Source organism: Streptomyces sp. NPDC102259 (genome assembly GCF_044766465.1).
Taxonomy (GTDB): Bacteria; Actinomycetota; Actinomycetes; order Streptomycetales; family Streptomycetaceae; genus Streptomyces.
Genome location: NZ_JBIWMA010000011.1, coordinates 193,890 through 209,630, shown reverse-complemented (window position 1 = coordinate 209,630; position 15,741 = coordinate 193,890). Strand labels below are relative to the sequence as shown.

Genomic DNA, 15,741 nt, shown 5'->3' with positions numbered 1-15,741 from the left:
GTCAGGAGGCCGAGGCGGCGGCCGACGGGGACGCGGCCGACTCGTCGTACGGGCCGATCCACTTCTCGTACAGCTTCTTGTAGGTGCCGTCGGCCTTCGCGTCCGACAGCGCCTTGTTGATCGCGGCGACCAGCTTGGTGTTGCCCTTCTTCACCGTGAAGCCGTACTGCTCACCGGTGTTGAGGTTGTCGACGACCTTGAAGGCGTCGGCGTTCGCCTTGTCCTTCAGCCAGCCCTGGACGACCGGGAAGTCGATGATGACGGCCTTGACCTGGCCGGTGCGCAGACCGTTGAGGACGGCGTCGGAGGACTCGAAGGAGACCGGGTCGAAGCCCTGCTTCTTGGCGTAGTCCTCGCCGGTGGTCTGCGCCTGGGCGCCGAGCTTGACGTCCTTGGACTTCACGTCGGCGAGCGAGGTGACGCCCGCGCCCTTGTCGACGAGGACGGCCTGGGTGGCCTCGAAGTACGGGTCGGAGAAGTCGACGTTCTTCTTGCGCTCGTCGGTGATGGTCATGCCGGCCGCGGCCAGGTCGCATTCGCCGGAGTTGAGGAAGGCGCCGGTCTTGAAGTTCTCGAAGGGCGTGTCGAGGATCTCCTGCTTCACCCCCAGGTTCTTGGCGACCAGGTCGATCAGGGACACGTCGAAGCCCTGCACCTTGCCGTCGATCTCCGACTGGAACGGCGGGTAGGGCAGGTGGGTGCAGGTGGTGAGCTGGCCCGCCTTGACGAGCTCCACTCCGCCGGCGGCGGTCTTGGAGCCGCTGCCGCCGTCGTCGGTGGAGGTGCAGGCGGCGACGAGCATCAGCCCGGCCGTCACGGTGGTGGCGGCCAGAACGCGGGTCCGGCGGCCGGGGAGGGTGTTCACGGCGGGCCTTCCTGTAAGGGAACTATGGGTTCCGATTATAAGGAGAAGTTTGAGGCTCTCAAATCAAACCGATGGTTACGGAGCCATGCGGCCTGCGAAGTCACCGGTGGGGAGGGCGGGGAGGGTGGGGTACGTGCCGGTTAGTCTCGTCACCTCTACCCCGTGAGTGAAGAGAGCACCGCCGTGACACACCCGTTCCTGGACCTCGCCCCGCTGAGTGCCGCGCGTTTCGCCTCGATCGAGGACCGGGTGGCCCGGCTGCTGGACACCCGGCAGGACGTCGTGATCATGCAGGGCGAGGCGCTGCTGCCGCTCGAGGGCGCGATCCGCGGCACGGCCGGTCCGGGCACCACCGCGCTCAACGTGATCACCGGTCCGTACGGGCAGACCTTCGGGGACTGGCTGCGGGACTGCGGCGCCACGGTGATCGATCTGGCGGTGCCCTTCCACACGGCGGTGACGGCCGCGCAGATCCGGGAGGCGTTCGCCGAGCACCCCGGGATCGACTTCGTGTCGCTGGTGCACGCGGAGGCGGCGACCGGCAACACCAACCCGGTCGCGGAGATCGGCGAGGTGGTGCGGGAGCACGGCGCGCTGTTCTACCTGGACGCGGTCGCCTCGATCGGCGCGGAGCCGGTACTGCCGGACGCGTGGGGCGTGGACCTGTGCGTGATCGGCGCGCAGAAGGCGATGGGCGGTCCGGCGGGCGTGTCGGCGGTGTCGGTGAGCGAGCGGGCGTGGGCGCGGATGGCCGCGAACCCGGGGGCCCCGCGCCGGTCGTACCTGTCCCTGCTGGACTGGAAGGAGCGGTGGGTCGACGGCGGCCGCAAGGCGTTGCTGCACGCGCCGGCGCAGCTGGAGATGCTGGCGCTGGAGGCGTGCGTCGAGCGGATCGAGGCCGAGCGGCCGGAGACGGTGATGGCCCGGCACGCGTCCGCCGCCGCCGCGACCCGGGCGGGCGCGACCGCGCTGGGCGGCGGGCTGGAGCCGTACGTGCGCGACGCGGCGGAGGCGGCGCCCGTCGCCACGACGCTGCGGACGCCGTCGGGCGTGGTGGCGTCGGAGCTGGTGGCCCGGGCGCTGGCGAGCGACCCGGCACTACCGCTGGCCGCGGGTGGAGGCGCGCTGGCCAAGGAGATGATCCGGGTCAACCACTACGGGAGCGACGCGACCGTCGGTGTGGTGCAGGGATGTCTGGCGGCGCTGGGCGCCGCGCTGGCGGAGAAGGGGCTGGACGTGGACCTGGAAGGGGCCCGGCGGGCCGTGGAGAGCGCCTGGCGGTAGGCGCCCGCCAGTGGCCGCCGGTCGCCGCCGGACAGGCCGACGGAACCCGCTTTTCGGTGCCACCGGACGGGCCGACGGAACCCGCTTGCCCGTCCCGGTTGTCGTGCCGCCCTTCACCGCCGCTTGCCCGTCCCGGTTGTCGGTGCCGCCTGGCATGCTGCCCCGCATGACCACGGACACTCCCCTCACCCTCCCCGACGGCCGACCCGTCCCCCTGCTGACCGGTGACGAACTCGCCATGCTGGAGAGCTGGTTGGCGTTCCACCGGGCAACGCTCGAGCTGAAGTGCGCGGGACTGGACGACGAGCAGCTGCGGCAACCGGCGGCCGAGCCGTCCGAGTTGACCCTGCTCGGTCTCGTCCAGCATCTCGCCGAGGTCGAACGCAACTGGTTCCAGCGGGCGTTCGCCGGACTCGACGTGCCGCCCGTCTTCGAGGAGGCGACCGGGTACGCCCTCGACGCCGGGCGGGGTCTCGACGAGGCACTGGCCGCCTGGCGGCGGGAGATCGCGCGTGGACGTGAGCTGATCGCCGGGCGGCCGCTGGAGGCAACCGGCCGGATCCTCGACGGGCCGATGGCCGGGCTCGAGGTCAGCCTGCGCTGGGTGCTGATCCACATGATCGAGGAGTACGCCCGGCACAACGGCCACGCGGACATTCTCCGGGAGCGTATCGACGGGGTTACCGGAGCCTGAATTCAAGGTAATTCGCGAATTCCCGCCGCTTCCTTTCCCGGCCTTCTTCTCGACCATAGCTTTCCTGAGTGCTTCTGCCCGGATTCCCCGCACCTAAACGCGGGGAATTTCGAGCAGGTTTCGATTGCGTGACGCATTGCACAAGCGGGTCGTTATGCCCCTTTCATGCGGTGCAAAAGTGGATGAAACGGCAACCCGCCCCGGTGGCCTCACGGAATCACCACGGCCTCTCCATGCGTTATTGAATTTCCGTGGGTAAGTTCCATCCGCATGACTGCCGCACAAGCAGACCTACGTATCGACCGCCCGTCGGTGGAAGACGGAGCAGCGCTCTGGCGTCTCGCGAAGGAATCCGGAACGCTCGACCTGAACTCGTCCTACAGCTATCTGCTGTGGTGCCGCGACTTCGCCGCCACCTCGGCGGTGGCGCGCGCGCAGGACGGCGAGCCGGTCGGGTTCGTCACCGGGTACGTCCGGCCGGAGGACCCGCAGACCCTGCTGGTCTGGCAGGTGGCCGTCGACGCCGCGCACCGTGGTCGCGGCCTCGCCGCCGCTCTGCTGGACGGGCTGACCGCCCGGGTCGCCGCCGAGCGCCCGCTCACCGCCGTGGAGACCACGATCACGCCGGGCAACACCGCCTCCGAGCGGCTGTTCACCTCGTACGCCGACCGGCACGGGGCGACCGTCGCCCGTGAGGTGCTGTTCGACGCCGGGCTGTTCCCCGACGGCCCGCACGACCCCGAGGTGCTGTACCGCATCGGCCCCCTCGCCTTCTGACCTTCCCCTTGTGACCTCCCGTGACCTCCGCTTGCGGCCTCCGCTTGTGACCTCCCCGCCCCGCCTCCGCCCGTCTCTCCTTCCGACCCCCACCCCGAGGAGCGTTTCGTCGTGACCATCACCCCGCCCGACCTGAGCGTGTTCGAGACCCTCGAGTCCGAGGTGCGCAGCTACTGCCGCAGCTGGCCCGCCGTCTTCGACCGCGCGCAGGGCAGCCGTATGTACGACGAGGACGGGCACCGCTACCTGGACTTCTTCGCCGGCGCCGGGTCCCTCAACTACGGCCACAACAACCCGGTGCTGAAACGGGCGTTGGTCGACTATCTGATGCGGGACGGCGTCACGCACGGGCTCGACATGTCGACCGTGGCCAAGCGGACCTTCCTGCAGACCTTCCAGGATCTGGTGCTGCGGCCGCGTGACCTGCCCTACAAGGTGATGTTCCCGGGCCCGACCGGCACCAACGCCGTGGAGTCGGCGCTGAAGCTGGCGCGGAAGGTGAAGGGACGCGAGGCCATCGTGTCGTTCACCAACGCCTTCCACGGCATGTCCCTGGGGTCGCTCGCCGTGACCGGCAACGCCTTCAAGCGGGCCGGGGCCGGGGTCCCGCTGGTGCACGGCACGCCCATGCCGTTCGACAACTACTTCGAGGGCCAGGTCCCCGACTTCCTGTGGTTCGAGCGGCTGCTGGAGGACCAGGGGTCCGGGCTCAACAAGCCCGCCGCCGTGATCGTCGAGACCGTGCAGGGCGAGGGCGGCATCAACGTCGCGCGTCCGGAGTGGTTGCGGGCGCTCAAGGGACTGTGCGAGCGGCAGGACATGCTGCTGATCGTCGACGACATCCAGATGGGCTGCGGGCGCACCGGGGCCTTCTTCTCCTTCGAGGAGGCCGGGATCGTCCCGGACATCGTGACCGTCTCCAAGTCGATCAGCGGCTACGGACTGCCCATGTCGCTCTGCCTGTTCAAGCCCGAGCTGGACGTGTGGGAGCCGGGTGAGCACAACGGCACCTTCCGCGGCAACAACCCGGCCTTCGTCACCGCCACCGCCGCCCTCGAGACGTACTGGGCCGACGGGTCCGCCATGGAGAAGCAGACCCGGGCGCGTGGCGAGCAGATCGAGCAGGGGCTCATCTCGATCACCGAGGAGAACCTGGCCGACGTCAAGGAGTACCGGGGCCGCGGTCTGGTGTGGGGCCTGGAGTTCCACGAGAAGGCGCGGGCCGGGCGGGTCGCGCAGCGGGCCTTCGAACTCGGGCTGCTGATCGAGACGTCCGGCCCGGAGAGCGAGGTCGTCAAACTGCTGCCGGCCCTGACCATCACCCCCGAGGAACTGGACGAGGGCCTGAGCGTCATCGCCCGCGCCGTACGGGAAACCGTCTGACGCCCTCGGCCCCCGTGTCCCTGGCTGCATCCCTACCTGTATCCCCTACCTAGGAGGCATCGCACCACCGTGATCGTCCGTTCGTTCAAGGACATCGAAGGCACCGACCGGCATGTGCGGGCGGCGTCCGGCACCTGGGAGAGCAAGCGCATCGTGCTCGCTCAGGAACGGGTCGGGTTCTCGCTGCACGAAACGATTCTGTACGCCGGTACCGAGACGTCGATGTGGTACGCGAACCACATCGAGGCCGTCGTCTGCGTCGAGGGCGCTGCCGAACTGACCGACCACGAGACCGGGCGGACGCACAGCATCACGCCCGGCACCATGTACCTCCTCGACGGGCACGAGCGGCACACGCTGCGCGTCAAGGAGGACTTCCGCTGCATCTGCGTGTTCAACCCGCCCGTCACGGGGCGGGAGGACCACGACGAGAACGGCGTCTACCCCCTGCTGACCGAGCCCGAGGAGGTGTAAGCATCGTGACCACCCTCACCGATCTCTACCCCACCCGTGGCACCACCGAGGTGTCCGTCCCCCGTCAGGATCCCGTCGTCTGGGGCTCCCCCGACGCACCGGGCCCGATCCCGGCGGCCGGCCTCCAGGAGTACGAGCGCGACGGCTTCCTCACCGTCGACCAGCTGATCAGCGACGACGAGGTCGCCGTCTGCCGACGGGAGCTGGAGCGGCTGATCGCCGACCCGGAGATCCGGGCCGACGGGCGGTCGATCGTCGAGCCGAAGTCCCAGGAGATCCGCTCCGTCTTCGAGGTGCACAAGCTCAGTCCGGTGTTCGCCGCGCTGGTCCGCGACGAGCGGGTCGTGGAGCGGGCCCGGCAGATCCTCGGTTCGGACGTGTACGTCCACCAGTCGCGGATCAACGTCAAGCCGGGCTTCGGGGCCGGGGGTTTCTACTGGCACTCCGACTTCGAGACCTGGCACGCCGAGGACGGTCTGCCGAACATGCGGACGGTGTCCGTGTCGATCGCGCTGACCGAGAACCGCGACACCAACGGCGGGCTCATGATCATGCCGGGCTCGCACCGCACGTTCCTCGGCTGCGCCGGGGCGACTCCCGAGGACAACTACAAGAAGTCGCTCCAGATGCAGGACGCGGGCACGCCGTCGGACGAGGCGCTGACCGCGATGGCCGACGACCACGGCATCAAGTTGTTCACGGGCAAGGCCGGTTCGGCGACCTGGTTCGACTGCAACTGCATGCACGGGTCCGGCGACAACATCACGCCGTTCCCGCGCAGCAATGTGTTCATCGTGTTCAACAGCGTGGAGAACACGGCGGTGGAGCCGTTCGCGGCGCCGGTGCGCAGGCCGGAGTACATCGGCGCGCGGGACTTCACGCCCGTGCGGTGAACCGCCTTCGTCCCTCGCCGGCAGGGTCGGCAGGCCCGGACGCCCCCACCCGATCCGGGTGGGGGCGTCCGGGTCTGTCGGTGGCCGGGAACCTCAGGCCGACAGGGCGTCGAGCAGGCGGTCGACGTCGTCAGGCGTGTTGAACAGGTGGAAGGAAGCGCGCAGATTGCCGGAGCGGTCGGAGACCTGGATGCCGGCGGCGGCCAACTCGGCCTGGCGGAAGCCGAGTCCGGGCACCGAGACGATCGCGGAGCCGGGCGCGGCCACCGGTCGATGACCGAGCGTGGCGAGTCCGGCGCGGAAGCGGTCGGCGAGGGAGAGGTCGTGGGCGCCGATCGCCCGCACGCCGAGTTCCTCCACCAGTTCGAGGGAGCGGCGCAGTCCCGCGTAGGTGAACAGGGCGTGGGTCAGGTCGAACCGCCGTGCCGAGTGGGCGAGTTCGGCCACCGGGCCGTAACAGCTGTCCCAGGGCTCCTCGCCGGCGACCCATCCCGCGAGCACCGGTGACAGCCCGCCGAAGTCCTCCGGGACCACCAGGAAGGCCGCACCGTGCGGGCCGAGCAGCCACTTGAAGGAGACGGCGGCGGAGAAGTCGTGGGCGTCGGCGTCGGCCGGGAGCCAGCCGGCGGACTGCGAGAAGTCGACGTAGGTGCGGGCGCCGTGCGTCCGGGCCGCCTCGCGCAGGGCGGGCAGGTCGGCGAGCCGGCCGTCGGCGGACTGGGCGGCGCTCACCGCGACCAGCGCGGTGCCGGGGCGGACGGACTCGGCGATCCGCTCCAGCGGGACGGCGCGCACCTTGAGGTCGCCGCGGACGTGGAACGGGTTGAGGACGGAGGTGAAGTCGTCCTCGGCGGTGAGCACTTCCGCGCCCGCGGGGAGCGAGGCGGCGATCACGCCGGTGTGGGCTGCGACCGAGGCGCCCAGCGCCACCCGGGTGACCGGGACGCCGGCCAGCCGGGCGTACGCGGCCCGGCAGGCCTCCACGTCCTCGTGCAGCGGGGTCAGCGGCCTGCCCTCGGCGCGCAGCACCGCCGCCTCGTGCAGGGCGGCGACGGTACGGGCCGGCAGCAGACCGTTGCTCGCCGTGTTCAGGTACGTGGTCTTCGGGGTGAACTCGGCGCGGACGAGGCTCTCGAAGGTCTCCATGGGTCCACTGTGGGACCGCGAGAACCCCTCGTCCATTGCCGATTTTTACGTGATTCCGCTAAGGAGAGCTTATAGATCGGCTCTCACCTGCGGGTTTCACTGCTGTGGGACCGCGCATCCGTCCGGGCCGCAGGCCTGCGCGCCGTCGTCGTCGATCAGCTTCAGCGGGGAGCGGGCGTCCCAGGCCTGGGTGAGGGCCTGGGTGAAGACCTCGGCGGGCTGGGCCCCGGAGACGCCGTAGGCGCGGTCGAGGACGAAGAAGGGCACGCCGTTCGCGCCGAGCTGGGCTGCCTCGCGCTCGTCGGCGCGGACCTCGTCGGCGTAGCGGGCCGGCTCGGCGAGGACCGCGCGGGCGGCCTCGGCGTCGAGACCGGCCTCGACGGCCAGTTCCACGAGCCGCTCGTCGCCCTCGGCGAAGAGGGACCGCTCCTCGGCGAAGTTCGCCCGGTAGAGGATCTGGATCAGCTCGTCCTGCCGGCCGTGCTCCTTGGCGAGGTGCAGCAGGCGGTGCATGTCGAAGGTGTTGCCGTGGTCGCGGTCCCGGGTGCGGTAGTCGAGGCCCTCGGCGGCGGCCTGGGCGCCCAGGTTCTCCTCGCCGGACTGCGCCTGCGCCTCGCTCATCCCGTACTTCTTGGTGAGCATGGCCAGCACGGGCTGGACGTCGTCCTTGGCGCGGCCCGGGTCCAGCTCGAAGGAACGGTGCACCACCTCGACCTGGTCACGGTGCGGGAAGGCCTCGAGCGCCTTCTCGAAGCGGGCCTTGCCCACGTAGCACCAGGGGCAGGCGATGTCGCTCCAGATCTCGACGCGCATGTCTCGGCTCTCTCCAGGTCGTGCGGCTGGTACGGATCTCCCCGCGGGAGGTCCGCACGGAGGTTCCCTCCGGCGAGTGCATGAACGTTCAAGCAGGGCGTTTCATTCCCCCGGTCATCCCCGGTCATTCCCCGGCCACCGCGTACCTCAGCCAGAGGTGGTGCTCGCCCTCGGCCGGCGGGTTCTCCGGGTCCGGACTCCAGCCCTGCCGGACGTAGAAGGCCTGGGCCCGCCGGTTGTCGACGTGCACGTCGAGCACGGCCGTGCGCCGCCCGTCCGCCCGCCACTGCTCGACGCAGGCCGTGTGCAGGGCCGTGCCGATCCCGGAACGCCAGTGATCGGGGTCGACGTGGAACTGGAACAGCTTGACCGTGTGCGCGGGCGCGCCCTCCGGCGTGCGGAAGGACGCGAGGCCGACGAGCCGTCCCTGCTCGACGACGCACAGCACATGGCCGTCGGGCCGCTCGATGGCCGTGCGCCAGGCGGCGAGCCAGTCGGTGCCGTCCTGGGGGACCCCGTCGGGGTAGTACGTCGCCCTGGCCCGCGCGTGCAGCGCGGCGACCTTCTCCGCCTCGGCCGGGACGGCGGTGCGGATCGCCCGGTGCCCCGTGACTCGATCTCCGATCATGCAGGAGAGGACGAGAGGGGCCGCCCCCCGGTTCCGGCCGGCCGGCTTCCGTCTCGCACCGGCTAGCTTCCGTCTCGCAGGTCGTGCGGCCACTCGGTCCTGAACTCGAGGTGGTCGTACGTCACGACGCAGCCCTCGCCCATCGGCGACTGCATCATGAAGCCGATCAGGGCGGCTCCGGTCTCCTTCTCCCCGCCCAGCGTGAACAGGCGGACGAAGGTCCACCGGCTGCCGTCCCGGGAGGCGTGGAAGGCGAAGGCACGGCCGGTCCTGCTCACCCGGAGCCAGACCGAACTCCCGTCCACGGTGAAGGAGTTGGCGTCGTCGGAGTGTCCCCGGGTGACCACCGTGCAGACGGTGGCCACATCCGGGGAGTACTCCAGGCACAGCTTGGCCCACGCCCGCTCACCGACGTGGACGTACAACACCCCCGCGTCGAAGGCCGAGTTGAACCCGACGGTGACGCGGGCGATGAGCTGGAAGTCGCCCTCCGGCGCCCCCAGCAGCCGGGGTGCGTCGGCGGCGGGTTCCACCCCGTCCCCGGTGGGCGGCACGAACCGGTCCTGCCGGGCCCCGGCCCACCCGGTGAGCACCCCGTCCTCATGGGACCAGTGCCCGTCGGGCCCGTAAGTGCGCAGGGGAAAGGGCAGTTCGGGAAGGGAAAGGTCCATGGCCTCATCATCGCAGGGGAGCCGCGCCCCGAGGGGCGCGGGCCTGCATCGATGTGCGACGAGCCACCGTGACCCGACGACGCTCGCGCGGAGCGCTACCGCTCCAGACGCCCGTTGAACCGGCGGGGCAGCCCCAGCTCGTTCTCGTCCCGAAGCTCCACGGGCAGCAGCGCCGCGGGAGTGTTCTGGTAGGCGACCGGCCGCAGCCAGCGCTCGATGGCGGTCCCTCCGACCGAGGTGGACGTGGAGGTGGTGGCCGGGTACGGCCCGCCGTGATGCTGGGCCGGCGCGACGGCGACGCCCGTGGGCCAGCCGTTCACCAGCACGCGTCCGGCCAGCGGGGTCAGCTCGGCGAGGATCTCCCCGCCCCGGCCCTCGCCCGCGGCCTCCTCCTCGGACAGCTGGACGGTCGCCGTGAGGTTTCCGGGCAGGCGCGACAGCACCGCCCTGACCTCGCCGTCGTCGTCGTAGCGGGCCACGACGGTGACCGGCCCGAAGCACTCCTCGAGCAGCAGGTCGTACGCGCCCTCGGCGGTCAGCCGGGAGGCCGGCACGGTCAGGAACCCGGCGCTGACGGTGTGCTCCCCGCCCGCACCCGGAGTCACCGGCGACTCCACGTCGGGCAGCTCGGCCCGCTCGGCGACCCCGGCGATGAAGTTGTCGCGCATCCGGTGGTCGAGCAGCACCCCCGCGTCGGTGTCGCTCACCGCGTCCGTGAGCGACTTGACCAGCCCGTCGCCGGCCGCGCCGGACGGCACCAGCACCAGTCCCGGCTTCACACAGAACTGCCCGACGCCCAGGGTCATGGACCCGGCGAGGCCGGCGCCGATGGCCTCGGCCCGCTCGGCGGCGGCCGCCTCGGTCACCACGACCGGGTTCAGCGAGCCCAGCTCGCCGTGGAACGGGATCGGCACCGGACGGGCCGCCGCCGCGTCGAACAGCGCGCGCCCGCCCCGGATCGACCCGGTGAAACCGGCCGCGGCGACCAGCGGGTGCTTGATCAGCTCGACGCCGGCCTCGAAGCCGTGCACCAGACCCAGCACGCCCGCCGGGATGCCGTGCTCGGCGGCGGCGTTGCGCACCACCTTCGCGACCAGCTCGGACAGGCCGGGGTGGTCGGGGTGGGACTTGACGACGACCGGATCGCCCGCCGCGAGCGCGCTGGCGGTGTCACCGCCGGCGACGGAGAAGGCGAAGGGGAAGTTGGACGCCGAGTACACGGCCACCACCCCGAGCGGCACCTTGTAGCGGCGCAGGTCGGGGATGGGCGGGGTGGCGGTGTCGTCGGGGTGGCTGATGACGACGTCGAGGAACGCGCCCTCGTCGACGATGTCGGCGAACGCGCGCAGCTGATAGCAGGTGCGGGCGAGCTCGCCGGTCAGCCGGACCGGGCCGAGCGCGGTCTCCGCGTCGGCCACCTCCACGAGCGTGTCCTTGGCCGCCTGGAGCCGGTCGGCGGCGGAACGCAGGAAAGCGGCGCGGACGGTACGGTCGGCGAGGAAGCCGCGCGCCTCATGGGCGGCGCGGACGACGGCGTCGACCTCCTGGGCCGTGGCCTCCACCGCAACCTGTTCACGCTGCTTCCCGGTTCGGGGGTCGACACTCCAGACTGGTGCTGCTGCCACCGCGGGTCCCTCCACGCTTGGTTCTGACCACGTTTGGTACTGGCTCATTCACCAGGGTCGTTCGATATACTGAACGCTGTCTCTGATGATGAATATGCTGTCGGAGCGTATTTCCCGTCGAACGAAGGGGTCAAGGGCGATGTCGGCTGGCGAGACGGGGGGCGGGGCGCAGGTCAAGTCCGCGGTGCGGACGGTTGAGCTGCTGGAATACTTCGCCGGCCGCCCCGGAATGCACTCTCTGGCGTCGGTCCAGGAGGCCGTCGGATATCCCAAGTCCAGTCTCTACATGCTGCTGCGCACGCTGGTGGAGCTGGGCTGGGTGGAGACGGACGCGACGGGCACGCGGTACGGCATCGGGGTGCGGGCGCTGCTCGTCGGCACGTCCTACATCGACGGCGACGAGGTGGTCGCGGCCGCCCGCCCCACCCTGGACCGGCTCTCGGACGACACCACCGAGACCATCCACCTGGCCCGGCTCGACGGCACGAACGTCGTGTACCTGGCCACCCGCCAGTCCCAGCACTACCTGCGTCCCTTCACCCGGGTCGGCCGCCGGCTGCCCGCCCACTCCACCTCGCTGGGCAAGGCGCTGCTGAGCACCTACAGCGACGAGCAGGTCCGCAAGCTGCTGCCGGAGACGCTGCCGGCGCTGACCGAGCACACGATCACGGACCGCGAGAAGCTCATCGAGGAGCTGCACCAGATCCGCGAGCAGGGCTTCTCGGTGGACCGCGAGGAGAACACCCTGGGCCTGCGCTGCTTCGGCGTGGCGATCCCGTACCGCACGCCGGCCCGGGACGCGATCAGCTGCTCGGTGCCGGTGGCGAGGCTCACCCCCGCGCACGAGCAGCTGGTGAAGGACGCGCTGTTCGACGCGCGCGACCGGCTCACGCTGGCCACCCGTAGGCTCTGACGCATGCTGATCACCCTGCGCCAGGTCCACGACAGTGATCTGCCGGTGTTCTTCCGGCAGATGAACGACCCCGAGTCGCTGCGGATGGCCGCGTTCACCGCGCAGGACCCGACCGACCGGGACGCCTTCGACGCCCACTGGGAGAGGATCCGCGCCTCGTCCGCCATGCCGCGCACGATCCTGGCCGACGGGGACGTCGTCGGCAGCGCGGCGGTGTACGGGGAGCCCGGCGAGCGCGAGGTGACGTACTGGGTGGACCGGGCGTACTGGGGCCGGGGCATCGCCACACAGGCGTTGCGGGCCCTGGTGTCCGAGGTCCCGGAGCGTCCGCTGTTCGCGCGGGCGGCGGCCGACAACGCCGGTTCCCTGCGCGTCCTGGAGAAGTGCGGCTTCCGGTCCACCGCCCGGGCCACCGGATACGCGAACGCGCGGGGCGGGGAGATCGAGGAGATCGTGCTCCGTCTGGAGTCCTGACCTGAACCGGACTCAGATGAACGGTCGATGAGAAACCGGGCGGAAGGGAACGATCGCCGCCGTCCCGTTCGTCCTTCTGTTCGCAATGAACAAGACGATCAGGCGCGCCTCGGTCTTCGCGCTGCTGCTGGTGTTCGCCCTGCTGCTCCGGGCGACCTGGGTGCAGTTCTACGAGGGCCAGGCACTCGCGGACGACACGGACAACCGGCGCAACGCGATCGAGACGTACGCGGAGCCGCTCGGGAACATCATCGTGGGCGGAAAGGCGATCACCGGCTCGGCCGTCACCACGGGCGGCGACCTCAGATACAAGCGCACGTACACGGACGGCGAGCTGTACGCGGCGGTGACGGGCTACGCCTCGCAGAGCTACGCCCCCACGCAGCTGGAAGGCATCTACGCGGACCTGCTCAACGGCACGGACACCCGTCTGAAGACCGCCATGGACACGGTCACCGACCAGCGGGCCGACCCGGGAAACGTGCTCACCACGATCGACCCGGACGTGCAGAAGGCGGCGTACGACGCGCTCGGCGACAAGAAGGGCGCGGCCGTCGCGATCGACCCGACGACCGGCCAGATCCTCGCGGTGGTGTCGACCCCGTCGTACGACCCGTCGACGCTGACCGACGCCAACACCGCCGCTGCGGCCTGGAAGAAGCTCAACGCGGACTCCGACAAGCCGCTCACCAACCGGGCGCTGCGGCAGCCGCTGGCTCCGGGATCGACGTTCAAACTGGTCGTGGCGGCGGCCGCGCTGGAGGACGGGCTGTACACGTCGGTGGACGAGAAGACCGACAGCGAGGACCCGTACACCCTGCCGGGCACGCGGACGGTCCTGAAGAACGAGAACACGTCCGCGCCCTGTGAGAACGCCACGATCCGGGTCGCGCTGCAGTACTCCTGCAACAACGTCTTCGCGCACATGGCCGTCGAGCTCGGTCAGGACAAGCTGAGGGCGACGGCCGAGAAGTTCGGCTTCAACGACGACAGCCAGGACGTGCCGGTGCGGGCCTACCCGAGCGTGTACCCGTCCGACATGGACGAGTCGTCCACCGCCCTGACCGGCATCGGCCAGTTCGACGTGACCGCGACGCCGTTGCAGATGGCCATGGTGTCGGCCGCCATCGCCAACGGCGGCAAGCTCGTCTCGCCGCATCTGGTCTCGCAGATCACCGACGGCGGCGGCGACGTCCTCGAGGACTACGACGACGAGGCGTCGACCACGCAGATCGTCAGCTCCTCCACCGCCGAACAGCTTCGGTCGGCGATGCAGACGGTCGTCGAGAAGGGCACCGGCACGAACGCGATCATCGACGGCGTCACCGTCGGCGGCAAGACGGGCACGGCCCAGAACGGCGAGAACAACAGCAAGGCGCCGTATGCCTGGTTCACGTCGTACGGGAAGTCCGACTCCTCGGGCAAGCAGGTCGCCGTGGCGGTGGTGGTCGAACAGTCCGACGCCGCGCGGTCCGAGGTCAGCGGGAACGGGCTGGCCGCCCCGGTCGCGAAGGCGATGATGAAGGCGGCGCTGAAGAGCTGAGTACCGAGCCCCCCGGCTCCCCGTGACCCGCTCCCGGCCGGGGCCGGGGCCGGGTCACGGGGGGCCGGGGGGCCGGGGGGCGCCCCCGGGAACTACACGCCCAGCACCTGCTCGATGGGGTCGATCGCGAAGTACACCACGAACAGCGCCGAGGCCCCCCACAGCAGCCAGTGGACCTCCTTCGCCTTGCCGAGCACCGTCTTGATGACGACGTACGCGAGGAAGCCCGCGCCGATGCCGTTGGTGATCGAGTAGGTGAACGGCATCACGGCGATGGTGAGGAACGCCGGGATCGCGATCTCGTACTTGTCCCAGTCGATGCTCTTGACCTGGGTCATCATCAGGAAGCCCACGGCGACCAGGGCCGGGGCGGCGGCCTGGAGCGGGACGATGGTGAGGAGCGGGGTCAGGAACAGGGCGAGCGCGAACAGCGAGCCGGTGACCAGGTTGGAGAAGCCGGTGCGCGAGCCCTCGCCGACGCCGGCGGCCGACTCGATGTAGGAGGTCGCGGAGGACGACGAGGCCGCGCCGCCCGCGACCGCCGCCGCGCCGTCGATGAGCAGCACCCGGCCGAGGTTGGGCACGTCGCCCTTCTCGTCCAGCAGTCCGGCCTCCGCGCTGATGCCGACGACGGTGCCCATGGTGTCGAAGAAGTCGGACAGGATCAGGGTGAAGATCAGCAGGACGACGGTGATGACGCTGGTCTCGCCGAACGCGCCGAACAGGCTGAAGTGACCGATCAGCCCGAAGTCGGGGGTGTCGACGACCTTGTCGGGCCACGAGGGCGTGGTCAGGCCCCAGGACTTGATGTCCGCGATCGAGTTGATGACGATCGCGAGGACCGTCATCGTCACGATGCTGATCAGGATCGCGCCCTTGACCTTGCGGGCCAGCAGACCGATCGTCAGCAGCACGCCGAGGCAGAAGACGAGCACCGGCCAGCCGGAGAGGGTGCCGGTGCCGCCGAGCTGCACGGGGACGGTGGTGTTGGCGACGTCGGGGATGCGGCTGACGAAGCCGGCGTCGACGAAGCCGATGAAGGCGATGAACAGGCCGATGCCGACGCTGATCGCCTGCTTCAGCGGTTGCGGGATGGCGTGCATGACGGCCTCGCGCAGACCGGTCACCACCAGGACGCAGATCAGCAGGCCTTCGAGCACGATGAGGCCCATCGCGTCGTCCCAGCTCATCAGCGGGGCGATCTGGAAGGCGACGACCGCGTTCAGGCCGAGGCCCGCCGCGAGGGCGAGGGGCAGGTTGCCGCCGACGCCCATGATGATCGTCATCACCGCGGCCACCAGGGCGGTGGCGGTGGTGAGTTGGACGGCGTCGAGCTGGTGCCCGAACTTGTCCTTGGCGCTGCCCAGGATGATGGGATTCAGGACAAGGATGTAGGCCATGGTGAAGAACGTGGCGAAGCCGCCGCGTATCTCACGGCCGAAGGTGGACCCCCGCTCGGAGATCCTGAAGTACCGGTCGACGCTGTTCGCCGCGGGTGGCGCGGTACCCGGCCGGTCGGCCGTCGTCTTCGTCTCGGACATGGCTGGTGCTCCTAGGG

At 70.4% G+C, this 15,741-nt stretch carries 16 protein-coding genes; 9 read left to right on the top strand and 7 right to left on the bottom strand.

Annotated features, from left to right (window positions below; genetic code table 11):
* Position 1: 1 nt before the first annotated feature.
* Positions 2–865 (bottom strand): transporter substrate-binding domain-containing protein, encoded by an 864-nt coding sequence (locus tag ACIRPU_RS25215; RefSeq protein ID WP_403871121.1) that lies wholly within the window; start codon positions 863–865, stop codon positions 2–4.
* 183 nt (positions 866–1,048) lie between these two features.
* On the opposite strand from ACIRPU_RS25215, the gene ACIRPU_RS25210 reads away from it, so the two are divergent.
* The 6 genes from ACIRPU_RS25210 (at position 1,049) to thpD (ending at position 6,370) form a co-directional block, all read left to right on the top strand.
* The gene (locus tag ACIRPU_RS25210; protein WP_403871304.1) at positions 1,049–2,149 is read left to right on the top strand and encodes a pyridoxal-phosphate-dependent aminotransferase family protein; all 1,101 of its coding nucleotides are present in this window, start codon (positions 1,049–1,051) and stop codon (positions 2,147–2,149) included.
* Between the two features lie 166 nt (positions 2,150–2,315).
* Positions 2,316–2,843: a DinB family protein gene (locus ACIRPU_RS25205; protein WP_403871118.1), complete on the top strand. Its 528-nt coding sequence runs from the start codon at positions 2,316–2,318 to the stop codon at positions 2,841–2,843.
* Positions 2,844–3,113: 270 nt separating this feature from the next.
* On the top strand, positions 3,114–3,620 hold the full coding sequence (gene ectA / locus ACIRPU_RS25200; RefSeq protein WP_403871115.1) for a diaminobutyrate acetyltransferase: 507 nt from the start codon (positions 3,114–3,116) through the stop codon (positions 3,618–3,620).
* Positions 3,621–3,731: 111 nt separating this feature from the next.
* Entirely contained in the window at positions 3,732–5,003 is a 1,272-nt protein-coding gene (gene ectB, locus ACIRPU_RS25195; protein ID WP_403871112.1) for a diaminobutyrate--2-oxoglutarate transaminase, read from the top strand.
* A gap of 69 nt (positions 5,004–5,072) precedes the next feature.
* Entirely contained in the window at positions 5,073–5,477 is a 405-nt protein-coding gene (locus ACIRPU_RS25190) for an ectoine synthase (RefSeq protein WP_057599305.1), read from the top strand.
* A 5-nt stretch (positions 5,478–5,482) separates the two neighbouring features.
* Entirely contained in the window at positions 5,483–6,370 is an 888-nt protein-coding gene (gene thpD / locus ACIRPU_RS25185; RefSeq protein WP_403871109.1) for an ectoine hydroxylase, read from the top strand.
* Between the two features lie 93 nt (positions 6,371–6,463).
* Here thpD and ACIRPU_RS25180 read toward each other — a convergent pair whose 3' ends face one another.
* The 5 genes from ACIRPU_RS25180 to ACIRPU_RS25160 all read right to left on the bottom strand — a co-directional run bounded on the left by ACIRPU_RS25180 (position 6,464) and on the right by ACIRPU_RS25160 (position 11,253).
* Complete coding sequence (locus ACIRPU_RS25180; protein ID WP_403871106.1) at positions 6,464–7,516, bottom strand: aminotransferase class V-fold PLP-dependent enzyme; 1,053 nt, start codon at positions 7,514–7,516, stop codon at positions 6,464–6,466.
* Between the two features lie 96 nt (positions 7,517–7,612).
* Positions 7,613–8,329, bottom strand: coding sequence for a DsbA family oxidoreductase (locus tag ACIRPU_RS25175; RefSeq protein ID WP_403871103.1), 717 nt, complete (start codon positions 8,327–8,329; stop codon positions 7,613–7,615).
* Between the two features lie 124 nt (positions 8,330–8,453).
* Positions 8,454–8,957, bottom strand: coding sequence for a GNAT family N-acetyltransferase (locus ACIRPU_RS25170; RefSeq protein WP_384120402.1), 504 nt, complete (start codon positions 8,955–8,957; stop codon positions 8,454–8,456).
* 62 nt (positions 8,958–9,019) lie between these two features.
* On the bottom strand, positions 9,020–9,628 hold the full coding sequence (locus ACIRPU_RS25165; RefSeq protein WP_355703889.1) for a DUF1349 domain-containing protein: 609 nt from the start codon (positions 9,626–9,628) through the stop codon (positions 9,020–9,022).
* 95 nt (positions 9,629–9,723) lie between these two features.
* Complete coding sequence (locus ACIRPU_RS25160; protein WP_403871098.1) at positions 9,724–11,253, bottom strand: aldehyde dehydrogenase (NADP(+)); 1,530 nt, start codon at positions 11,251–11,253, stop codon at positions 9,724–9,726.
* A gap of 139 nt (positions 11,254–11,392) precedes the next feature.
* On the opposite strand from ACIRPU_RS25160, the gene ACIRPU_RS25155 reads away from it, so the two are divergent.
* From ACIRPU_RS25155 to ACIRPU_RS25145, 3 genes are all read left to right on the top strand, one after another.
* Complete coding sequence (locus ACIRPU_RS25155) at positions 11,393–12,166, top strand: IclR family transcriptional regulator (RefSeq protein WP_389507008.1); 774 nt, start codon at positions 11,393–11,395, stop codon at positions 12,164–12,166.
* 3 nt (positions 12,167–12,169) lie between these two features.
* Positions 12,170–12,640, top strand: a complete 471-nt coding sequence (locus ACIRPU_RS25150; RefSeq protein ID WP_403871094.1) for a GNAT family N-acetyltransferase — start codon at positions 12,170–12,172, stop codon at positions 12,638–12,640.
* Positions 12,641–12,725: 85 nt separating this feature from the next.
* Complete coding sequence (locus ACIRPU_RS25145; RefSeq protein ID WP_403871091.1) at positions 12,726–14,183, top strand: peptidoglycan D,D-transpeptidase FtsI family protein; 1,458 nt, start codon at positions 12,726–12,728, stop codon at positions 14,181–14,183.
* 92 nt (positions 14,184–14,275) lie between these two features.
* Here the strand turns inward: ACIRPU_RS25145 and ACIRPU_RS25140 are convergent, their stop codons facing one another.
* Positions 14,276–15,724: an NCS2 family permease gene (locus ACIRPU_RS25140; RefSeq protein WP_403871088.1), complete on the bottom strand. Its 1,449-nt coding sequence runs from the start codon at positions 15,722–15,724 to the stop codon at positions 14,276–14,278.
* Positions 15,725–15,741: the final 17 nt, after the last annotated feature.